This is a genomic window from Dactylosporangium sp. NPDC049742 (assembly GCF_040674675.1).
Taxonomy (GTDB): Bacteria; Actinomycetota; Actinomycetes; order Mycobacteriales; family Micromonosporaceae; genus Dactylosporangium; species Dactylosporangium maewongense.
In genome coordinates this window covers 42,238-52,089 of the sequence record NZ_JBFANF010000080.1, presented here as the reverse complement: position 1 = coordinate 52,089, position 9,852 = coordinate 42,238, and the positions used below count along the sequence as shown (strand labels likewise).

Below are 9,852 nucleotides of genomic sequence, written 5' to 3'. Positions count from 1 at the left end.
AAGCTGTACCGCGCCTGCGGCAACTGCACGAACTCCTACCAGCGCAACGTCGTGGTGGACAACATCATCGCGAAGTCCACGAAGGTGATCGCCGGGATCAACATCAACTGGGGCGACACGGCCCGGTTCACCCGGATCACCGTCTACGGCTCGGCGACCATCTGCGACAAGTACAAGGGCGCCCCGAAGGGCAGCGAACCGACCCACGTCGGCTCCGGCGCGGACGGCGTCAACTGCTTCTACAGCGCGAGCGACATCACGTACCGCTAACCTCCAACCGCACGACGACCCACTTCGACGTGGGGGTGCCGCTGACCGCAGCCTGCGAGTCCAGCGGCACCAGCGGGTTGGTCTCCGGGTAGTACGCGGCGACGCAGCCCTTCGGCGTGTCGTATGAGACGAGCCGGAACCGCGGGGCGCGACGCTCGACGCCGTCGGAGAACTCCGACACGAGGTCGACCAGGTCCCCGTCGGCGAAGCCGAGCTCGGCCAGGTCGAGCGCGTTGATGAACACGACCCGCCGCCCGGAGCGGATGCCGCGGTACCGGTCGTCCAGGCCGTAGATGGTCGTGTTGAACTGGTCGTGGCTGCGGATCGTCTGCAGCACCAGCCGCCCCGGCGGCACCTCCAGCACGACCAGCGGGCTGACCGTGAACACGGCCTTGCCCTGCGGGGTCGGGAACGTGCGGGAGTCCCGCGGCCCGTGCGGCATCGTGAAGCCGCCGTCGGCGATGCGGGCGTTGTAGTCGGCGCAGCCGGGCACCACGCGGGAGATGCGGTCGCGGATCCGGTCGTAGTCGACGGTGAACGACGCCCACGGGATGCCGTGCCGGTCACCCAGGACGGCCGCCGCGAGACCGCACACGATGTCGACCTCCGAGCGCAGCAGCGGGCCCGCCGGCGCGGAGCGGCCCCGTGACGCGTGCACCTCCGACATCGAGTCCTCGACGGTGACCCGCTGCACCTTCCCGCCGGTCATGTCCTGCTCGGAGCGGCCGAGCGTCGGCAGGATCAGCGCCGTGTGGCCGGCGGCGACGTGGCTGCGGTTGAGCTTCGTGGACACCTGGACGGTGAGCGCCGCACCCTGCATGGCCGCGGTGGTGACGTCGGTGTCGGACATGGCGGCGACGAAGTTGCCGCCGAGCGCGACGAACACCTTGGCCCGCCGGTCCCGGAACGCCTTCACGGCGTCGACGGCGTCGTGACCGGGAAGCCGCGGCGGCGCGAAGCCGAACTCGGCGCCGAGCGCGTCGAGGAACCAGGCGGGCGGCTTCTCCCAGATGCCCATCGTGCGGTCGCCCTGCACGTTGGAGTGGCCGCGCACCGGGCACAGTCCGGCGCCCGGCTTGCCGATGTTGCCCTGCAGCAGCGCGACGTTGACGAACTCCTTGATGGTGGCGACCGCGTTGTGGTGCTGGGTGATGCCCATCGCCCAGCAGTGCACGGTGCGCTTGGAGGCGGCCAGCATCGCCGCGGCGGTCTCGATCTGCGACCAGGTCAGGCCGGTCGCGGCGAGCACCGCGGCCCGGTCGACGGTGCGGGCCTGGCGCTCCCATTCGTCGAAGCCGGTGGTGTACCGGTCGACGAAGTCACGGTCGACCGCCCCGGGCGCCTGCAGGAGCAGGTGGCCGATGGCCTGCCACAGCGCGAGGTCGCCGTTGGAGCGGATCTGCAGCAGCTCGTCGGCGAGTCCGGTGCCCCGCCCGGCGAGCCCGCGCGCCTTCTGCGGGTTGTCGAAGCGCAGCAGCCCCGCCTCGGGCAGCGGGTTGATCGCGAGGATCTTCGCGCCGTTGCGCTTGGCGGTCTCCAGCGCGGTGAGCATCCGCGGGTGGTTGGTGCCGGGGTTCTGCCCCGACACGACGATGAGCTCGGCCTCGTGCAGGTCCTGGAGCGACACCGACCCCTTGCCGATGCCGATCGTGGCGGCCAGCCCGGCCGACGTCGACTCGTGGCACATGTTGGAGCAGTCGGGCAGGTTGTTGGTGCCGTACGCGCGGGCGAAGAGCTGGTAGAGGAACGCCGCCTCGTTGCTGGCCCGGCCGGACGTGTAGAACACCGCCTCGTCGGGGCCGTCCAGGGCGTTGAGGTGGGTGGCGACGAGCGCGAACGCCTCGTCCCAGGAGATCGGCTCGTAGTGGGTGCCGCCGTCGCGGCGGACCATCGGGTGGGTGAGCCGGCCCTGCGCCTCCAACCAGTGGTCGGTGCGCCCGGCGAGGTCCTCCAGGGAGTGCGCGGCGAAGAACGCGGGCTCGACGGTCTCCCGCACGGCCTCCCACGAGATGGCCTTCGCCCCGTTCTCGCAGAACTCGGCGGTGTGCCGCTTGCCCTGCGGGTCGGGCCACGCGCAGCTCATGCAGTCGACGCCGTCGACCTGGTTGAGCGCGAGCAGGTTGCGGGTCGCCCTGACGATCCCCATCCGCCGCACCGCGTTGGTGACGCTGAGCCGCACCGCCGGCAGTCCCGCCGCGTGGTCGGCGGGCGGCCGGACCCGCAGCCGCTCCTCGGCTTCGTCGATCGGCATCGCGGCGGCTCCTGCGGTAGATGAGACCACCGAGCGTAGCCCGTCCCCGGCGCCTGCGTCAGACGCGGAACTGGCCGACCAGGGCGTGCAGCTCGCGGCTCATCGCCGACAGCTCCTCCGCGGCGGTGCGGGTCTCCTCGACCCCGCTGGTGGTGATGCGGGCCGCGTCGGAGATGGTGGCGATGTTCGCGGCGATGTCGGCCGAGCCGGCCGCGGCCTGGGAGATGTTGCGCCCGATCTCGGTCGTGGTGGCGTTCTGCTGCTCGACGGCCGCCGCGATGGTGTTCTGGTAGTCGCCGAGCCGCCCGGTGATCTCGACGATCTGGGTGATCGCCTCGGTCGCGGCCATCGTGTCGGCCTGGATGCTCTGCACCTTCGACGCGATGTCGCTGGTCGCCCGGCCGGTCTCCTGGGCGAGGTCCTTCACCTCGGTGGCCACGACGGCGAAGCCCTTGCCGGCCTCGCCGGCCCGGGCCGCCTCGATGGTCGCGTTGAGCGCCAGCAGGTTGGTCTGCGCCGCGATGTCGTTGATGACCGTGACGACGTTGCCGATCTGCTGGCTCGACCCGCTCAGCCGGCCGATCAGGTCGTGCGCCGACTGGGTCAGCTCGGTGGTCTGCCCGCCGATGCGGGCCGCGTCGGCGGCGGTGCCGGCGATCTCCTGGATCGAGGCGCTCATGTGCTCCGCGCCGGTCGCGACGGTGCGGACGTTGTCGGACACCTCGTCGGCCGACGCCACGATCAGCCCTGACCGGGTCGAGGTCTGCTGGGCGCTGGTCATGATCCGGGTCGAGGTGTCGCTGAGCCGCTCGCTGGCGATCGCGACCGTGGACGCCGACCCGCTGATCGCCCGTACCGTCGCGGCGATCTTCTCCACGAACGTGTTGAACTCGCGGCTCACGGTGGTGAACTCGTCGTTGCCGCTGACCATCAGCCGGTGGGTCAGGTCGCCGTCACCCTCGGCGATGTCCGACAGGCGCTCGTGCAGGGCCCGCAGCGGCCGCAGGATCGAGACCGACAGCGCCAGCGCCATGGCGACGGCAAGCACGAGCGCGCTGCTGCCCACGATGTTGGCCAGCCTGCCGGTGCTGCTCGCCGTCGACCGGGCGGACTTCTCGGCCGCGGCCGACCGCTGCTTGGCGCCGGCGAGCAGCTGGTCGACCGGGTCGCTGATGCGCGCGTACACCTCCAGGCCCTCGCCGACGACGAGGTCGTTGGCCGCTTTGACCTGTTCCGGGGTCCCCGCCCGGTACGCCGCGATGACCCGGTCGTCGAGGGCCTTGAAGTCGTCGAACGCCTGGCGGATCGCCCGCACGGCGGCCTGGTCGGCGGCCGGCAGCGGCAGGCCCGCCATCGTGTCCAGCTCGCTGCTGAAATCCTGCATGGCCTGCAGGAACGCCGCCCGCGTGTCGGCCGTGTCGTCGGTGCTGCCGGGCTCGCCGCGCTCGACGTCGAACGCGTAGCCGACCTGCCAGCCGGAGATGTCGGTGATGCGGAACTTCAGCTGCTCGGCCGCGTCGAGCTGGGCCTGGGCGGCGGACAGGTGCCCGGCCGTGTCGCGGGTGCCGCGGGAGGCCGAGACCGCCGCCACCCAGATGGCCACCACGCACAGCGCGATGACGAGGAAGCCGATCGCCAGCCGCGTGACCACCCGCGTCCGCCGCAGCGCGTCCATGTCTGCCACCCCTCGCCGACCGTTCTCGCGAAGCTCGCACCCCACCGATCGGCCCCACCGTCCCGCTCCTGAGAAATCCCGCGGCGCGTAAAGCCGCCAGGAGCCGTCAGGCGGCGAAGATCCGGGTGTAGATGGCGTCGATGACGTCGTTCTTCGCCAGGCTGTAGTCGCCGGGCCGGTCCGCGGTCTCGCCGGCCAGGCGCCGCTTCGTGCCGGCGTACAGGTCCCGGTCCGAGGGGTGCTCGCGCAGCCAGTCGCGGAAGAGCAGGTGCCGGATCGGCTCCGGGGCGCCCGGCGGCCACACGTGCAGGTGCACGTCGTCGGCCGCGCTGACCAGCATGCGGTGCCCGTGCCACCACGGCTCGCGCAGCACGATCCGGTAGCCGAGCGGGGCCAGGACGGGCACGTACGACGACTCGTCGTCGCTGTCGGGCACGGTGAGGTCCACGTCGATGACCGGCTTCGCGGGCAGGCCGGGGACGGCCGTGGAGCCGACGTGCTCGACGGCCAGCACGAGGTCGCCGAGCGCCTCGGTCAGGGCGGCGCGGGTCGTCTCGTACCGCAGCGGCCACGACGGGTCGTAGTCGTCGACGACGACGGCGGACCAGCGGCGGGGCGGGTCGCCGACCAACCCCGCCGCCAGCTGCTCCGGCGTGCCGTGAAACCGCTCGGTGATGCTCTTCGGATACCTGGCCATTCGATACCTCCTGTGACAGCAAAGTCGGCCAGGATACGACACCTACGCCGGCAGCGGTGCCCCGCTGAGGTCGGCGAGGTGCGCGAGCAGCGCCTCCAGCAGCGCCGCGTCGAGGTGGGCGTCGCTCGGCCGCCAGTCGCGGTCGCTGAAGTACCGCCCGGTGACCAGCACCTCCGGGTCGGTGCCGGCGGCGAGCCGCACCTGCGCCCGCGCGGCGTCCGCGGGGTCCGTCGGGGCGCTGTCGCCGCCCATCTTGGTGCGCACCCAGCCCGGGTCGAGGGCGTTGCTGTGCGTCTCGGGCCAGCGCCGGGCGATCGCGACGGCCAGCATCAGGTCGAGCAGCTTCGACGTGGAGTAGGCCGCGAACCCGTTCCAGGGACGCCGGTCGTACTGCAGGTCGGCCAGGTCGACGGCGCCGTCCGCGGCCATCGCGGACGACACGAACACCAGCCGCTCCGGGCGCGGCAGCAGCGCCGTCAGCAGGTACGGGGCGAGCACGTTCACCTGGAACATCGACTCCAGGCCGTCGCCGGTCACCTCCCGCTCGGTGCTGTCCAGCCGGGCGATCCCGGCGTTGTGCACGACGGCGTCGAGGTGGCCGTACCCCGACAGCGACGCGGCCAGGGCCCGGGTGTCGTCGAGCGAGCGCAGGTCGCCGACGACGACCGCGGCCGCGCCGGGCAGCGCGGCCTTCGCGGCGGCGGCGCGCTCCTCGTTGCGGGCGTGCAGGATGACCCGGTGCCCGCCGTCGACGAGCTGGGTCGCGGCGTGCAGGCCGATGCCGTCGGCCGATCCGGTGACAAGAATGGTGCGCAAGTTGTGTCCTTTCCATCGTGTGCCGCACCACGATGGAACGCCCCGATTGCAGCGCAATTGCAGCCGACTTGCCCCGGTGCACGCGTCGCGCACGCACCGGGGCAAGCGGGTGGTCGCAGGCCGATGCCGGCCTGCGGGTGGCTTCCTAGACCGGGTTCCAGCCGTCGGTGCCGGCCAGGTACTTCTGCGGGGTGTAGTTCGCCGCGGCCGAGTCGCTCAGCTGCGGGCGGTTGCTGTTCGTCCCGGCGCCGGCACCGGTGTTGCGGTACTCCAGGAACCGCGCGTTCTTCCACGAGTTGCCGGACATGTCGGTCCACGGCTGCGCGGTCTTCATGGTCGCGCTGAGGTTCGACTCGCGGTAGAGCACCTGCGCGGCCGGGCCCCACGGGCGGCCGAGCTGCGTCACGTTGTTCGCGGCGCCGGTGATGGTGCACCTGTAGACGAGGATGCCGTAGGTCTTGGCCGCGTCGGTGTTCGCCGCGGTGATCGGCCCGCCGCTGCTGCGCTTCTCGTGGATGGTGCTCGCGTTGAACACCGCGGTCGCGCCGCCGAAGATGAAGTCGACGGTGCCCTCGACGTAGGAGTTCACGTAGTACTGGCGGGAGTTGTTGACCAGCAGCGTGTCCTGGTTGCCGAGGAACCGCACGTTGTCGAACACCGACCGGTCGGCGTTGACGTTCGCCGCGACCGCCTGGCTGCCTTCGCCGTAGTCGTTGGACATGGTCAGGTTCGTCGCGACGAAGTCGTGGCCGTTGACGAAGACGGTGGCGCTGCCGCTCGTACCGTAGCCGCCGGCGCTGCTGTGGTTGTTGACGATGACCGTCGCCGACGCCGACGAACCCAGCCCCTGCAGGGTGACGAAGGGCTTGTTCGACGGGATCGTGACGATCTCGCGGTAGGTGCCGGCCTTGATGGTGATGACCCGGCGGGTGCTGTTGTTCGCCGGCACCGCGTCGACCGCCGCCTGCACGGTGGTGTACTGCCCGGTCCCGTCCTTGGCGACGGTGGCGGGCCCGGTGCCGCCGACGGCGTTGAAGGCCCACTGCTTGTTGCTGTTGGCGGTGCACGTCTCCTGGATCACCGCGGCGCCCGACGCGGTGCTGGCGTCCTTGTCGCTGACGCACAGGCCGCTGTTCACGTTGATGATCTGGAAGGTGTCGGTACCGGACGCGACGAGTCGCCACTGCTGGTTGGCCTGGCTCGCCACGCACGTGTACTGCTGCAGCTGCACCCCCGAGGCCGTCGACCAGCCCGGCACGTCGACGCACTTGCCGCTGCTCACGTTCACCAGCTGGTAGTTCGAGCCCGCGGCGGTGAGCCTGAACTGCTGCCAGGCCGCGCCGCTCGTGCAGCCCCACTGCTGCAGCAGCGCGCCGTTCGCCGTCGACGCGGACGGCACGTCGATGCACATGCCGCTCTTCCTGACCGCCAGCTGATAGGTGCCGCCCGTGGGTGGCAGGGTCGCCGCGTCGGACGGCAGCGTCGACACCCCGGTCACCACGGCGGGCACCGCGACGGCGAGCGCGGCGTAGAGCAGATGTCGCCTCGACCAACTCGATCTGGACATGAACCCGGTCCCTTCCGGTCACGCTGAGCTACGAACCGCCGGGGCGGTCCGGCGGGCACCCAGGTAGATGCGAGGGCGTGGCCGGGCATAACAGGAATCGGGCGAAGAGATTCCGGAGGGCCGCTACTCGTACAGCGCGGACACCCACAGGTGGGTCAGCGTGTCGACCAGGACCGTCCGGTCGTCGAACGGCGGCACGCCGCACGCCGCCAGGTAGTACAGCCGCTCGCCGGTCCAGGTCAGCGAGGCGGCGAGCGCGCGCACGTCGATGCCCTCCAGCCGGGCCGCGACGGCGGGGTCGGACTGGATGTCGGCCTCGATCCGGGTGGCCGCGACGTCGGTGTACGACGCCATCTGCTCCAGCCACAGCTCGCGCAGCTGCGGGTCGGACGCCCAGCTCTCCACGATCGCGCGCAGGACTGCGGCGTTGGCGAGCCACAGCCCGGCGCCTGCGTCGACGCCGGCTCGCAGGGTCTCGCGCGGGCCCGCCGCCGCCTCCGCCCACGGCCGCGCCGCCTCGTGGCCCGCGCCGACCGCGCGGCGCACCAGCTCGGCCAGCACGGCCTGCTTACCGGCGAAGTAGAAGTAGAAGCTCGCCCGGGAGACCCCCGCGGCGGTGATGATCTCGGCCACGCTGAGCGTGTCGAAGGTGCGCTCCCGCAGCAGTCCGTGCAGCCCGTCGAGGATGCGTTCGCGCAGCTCGGCGCCGCTCTGCTGGGGTCCGTCACGTCGTGCTGCCACGTGCGGCAGCATACCGCATGGCATGTCTGGACAGCATGACCAGACACTATGTATGGTCGCCGCATGAGGTACACGACATTCGGGCGGACCGGCCTGCGGGTGTCCGAGCTGGTGCTCGGCGCGATGACCTTCGGCGAGCAGGGTGGGGTCGGCGCGCCGATCGAGGAGTGCCGGCGCATCCTCGACGCCTACGCCGATGCCGGCGGCAACACCGTCGACACCGCCGTCAACTACCGCGGCGGCGCCAGCGAGGAGATCCTGGGCGAGCTGCTCGCCGGGCGGCGCGACAGGTTCGTGGTGGCCACGAAGTACACCGTCACCCGCGACGCGACCGACCCCAACGGCGGCGGCAACCATCGCAAGAACCTCAGGCTGTCGCTGGAGACCAGCCTGCGCCGCCTCCGCACCGACCACGTCGACGTCTACTGGGTGCACATCTGGGACCGGCACACGCCGATCGAGGAGACCATGCGGGCGCTCGACGACGCGGTCACCGCCGGCAAGGTGCTGTATGTCGGCGTATCGGACACCCCCGCCTGGGTGGTGTCCCGGGCCAACACCCTGGCCGAGTGGCGCGGCTGGACCCCGTTCGCCGGCCTGCAGGTCCCGTACAGCCTGGTCAACCGCGACGCCGAGCGGGAGCTCCTGCCCATGGCCGACGCCTACGGCCTCGCCGTGACCGCCTGGAGCCCGCTCGGCGGCGGCGTGCTGTCCGGCAAGTACAACGCCGGCGCGCCCGGCGCCAGGAGCCGCCTGAGCCGGGACGCGATCAGCGACCGCGACCTCGGCGTCGCCCAGGCCGTCGAAGTGGTCGCCGGCGAGCTCGGCGTCACGCCGGCGCAGGTGGCCCTCGCCTGGACCCGCCGGCGCGACGGCGTGCTGCCCATCGTCGGCGCCCGGACCGTCGAGCAGCTGCGCGACAACCTGGGCTGCACGGAGGTCACGTTGCCGCCCGAGCTGGTCACGCGGCTGGAGGCGGCGACCGGGTTCACCCCCGGCTTCCCGGCCGACTTCATCGACCAGACCCGCTCGTGGGTGCTCGGCGCCGCCGCCGTCTGACCCACCGCGCACGTCAGCAGTTGCGGCTGGTCCGGTTCTGGGGCGGGGAGACCGGGCCGGCCGTGCGGAGGGGGCCGGTGCCGGCGCTGCCGTCGCTGGTGATGCCCGAGGGGACGCCGTCGAAGACGGACTCGACCTTGTCGGCGTTGCCGCGGGTGTGGCCGGGGTCCCGGGTGTCGTCGTGCTGCTCGTAGTGCAGGTGCTCGATGCTGGTGGAGCCGGTCTTGCCGACGTGGCCGAGCAGCCGGCCCCGCGGCACCACCTGGCCCTGCTTCACCTCCGGCCAGGTCTGCAGGTGACCGTACGAGGTGAACCAGCCGCCGCCGTGGTCGATGATCACGCCGAAGCCGAGGCCGCCGCGGGTGCCGACGGTGCCGGGCGCGGCCGGCGCGCCGCCCTCCAGGGTCGCCTGCCAGCCGGCCCAGGCGACGGTGCCGGCGGCCGAGGCGAGGACCGCCCGGCCGCCGCTCGGGCCGCCGTTGTAGAAGAAGTCGATGTCGTAGTCGTCGTGGCCCGCATACGTGGTCAGGCTCCACGACTCCCCGCACGGGAACGGCAGCTGGAACGCGGGCCGCGGTCCCGGCTTCTGCGGGTGCCCCTCGGCGCGCCGCGCCAGCGTCACCCAGGACACGATCACGCAGGCGACGATGACGCCCAGCACCGTCAGCCGATAGATCCCCCGCGCGCTCACCGGCACCCAATGTACCTGTTCGCGGCAACGCCCCGTCCCGGGACAAAGCGTGAAACGTACACGGTTTGTCCCGGCCGGGAGTGAC

Annotated in this window: 9 protein-coding genes; 2 read left to right on the top strand and 7 right to left on the bottom strand. The window is 71.9% G+C overall.

Annotated elements, in window-relative coordinates; translation table 11 throughout:
* The coding region (locus AB0J72_RS51885; RefSeq protein ID WP_363414305.1) for a pectate lyase at positions 1–270 on the top strand (270 nt) is incomplete at its 5' end.
* Here the strand turns inward: AB0J72_RS51885 and AB0J72_RS51880 are convergent.
* The 6 genes from AB0J72_RS51880 to AB0J72_RS51855 all read right to left on the bottom strand — a co-directional run bounded on the left by AB0J72_RS51880 (position 257) and on the right by AB0J72_RS51855 (position 8,017).
* Entirely contained in the window at positions 257–2,521 is a 2,265-nt protein-coding gene (locus AB0J72_RS51880; protein ID WP_363414302.1) for an FdhF/YdeP family oxidoreductase, read from the bottom strand. The genes AB0J72_RS51885 and AB0J72_RS51880 overlap by 14 nt on opposite strands.
* Positions 2,522–2,579: 58 nt before the next feature.
* Positions 2,580–4,196, bottom strand: a complete 1,617-nt coding sequence (locus tag AB0J72_RS51875; protein WP_363414299.1) for a methyl-accepting chemotaxis protein — start codon at positions 4,194–4,196, stop codon at positions 2,580–2,582.
* A gap of 106 nt (positions 4,197–4,302) precedes the next feature.
* A complete protein-coding gene (locus AB0J72_RS51870; protein WP_363414296.1) occupies positions 4,303–4,893 on the bottom strand; it encodes a GrpB family protein in 591 nt (196 codons plus the stop codon).
* Between the two features lie 42 nt (positions 4,894–4,935).
* On the bottom strand, positions 4,936–5,709 hold the full coding sequence (locus tag AB0J72_RS51865; RefSeq protein ID WP_363414293.1) for an SDR family NAD(P)-dependent oxidoreductase: 774 nt from the start codon (positions 5,707–5,709) through the stop codon (positions 4,936–4,938).
* A gap of 145 nt (positions 5,710–5,854) precedes the next feature.
* On the bottom strand, positions 5,855–7,276 hold the full coding sequence (locus AB0J72_RS51860) for a pectinesterase family protein (protein WP_363414290.1): 1,422 nt from the start codon (positions 7,274–7,276) through the stop codon (positions 5,855–5,857).
* Positions 7,277–7,399: 123 nt separating this feature from the next.
* A complete protein-coding gene (locus tag AB0J72_RS51855) occupies positions 7,400–8,017 on the bottom strand; it encodes a helix-turn-helix domain-containing protein (protein ID WP_363414287.1) in 618 nt (205 codons plus the stop codon).
* A gap of 63 nt (positions 8,018–8,080) precedes the next feature.
* On the opposite strand from AB0J72_RS51855, the gene AB0J72_RS51850 reads away from it, so the two are divergent.
* A complete protein-coding gene (locus tag AB0J72_RS51850; RefSeq protein WP_363414284.1) occupies positions 8,081–9,076 on the top strand; it encodes an aldo/keto reductase in 996 nt (331 codons plus the stop codon).
* Positions 9,077–9,089: 13 nt separating this feature from the next.
* Here the strand turns inward: AB0J72_RS51850 and AB0J72_RS51845 are convergent, their stop codons facing one another.
* Complete coding sequence (locus AB0J72_RS51845) at positions 9,090–9,767, bottom strand: M23 family metallopeptidase (RefSeq protein WP_363414281.1); 678 nt, start codon at positions 9,765–9,767, stop codon at positions 9,090–9,092.
* Positions 9,768–9,852 lie beyond the last annotated feature (85 nt).

What these genes read in the sequence shown, in the direction of transcription:
- AB0J72_RS51860 (WP_363414290.1), bottom strand. Translation starts at nt 7,276, where the DNA reads ATGTCCAGATCGAGTTGGTCGAGGCGACATCTGCTCTACGCCGCGCTC.
- AB0J72_RS51875 (WP_363414299.1), bottom strand. Translation starts at nt 4,196, where the DNA reads ATGGACGCGCTGCGGCGGACGCGGGTGGTCACGCGGCTGGCGATCGGC.
- AB0J72_RS51870 (WP_363414296.1), bottom strand. Translation starts at nt 4,893, where the DNA reads ATGGCCAGGTATCCGAAGAGCATCACCGAGCGGTTTCACGGCACGCCG.
- AB0J72_RS51850 (WP_363414284.1), top strand. Translation starts at nt 8,081, where the DNA reads ATGAGGTACACGACATTCGGGCGGACCGGCCTGCGGGTGTCCGAGCTG.
- AB0J72_RS51880 (WP_363414302.1), bottom strand. Translation starts at nt 2,521, where the DNA reads ATGCCGATCGACGAAGCCGAGGAGCGGCTGCGGGTCCGGCCGCCCGCC.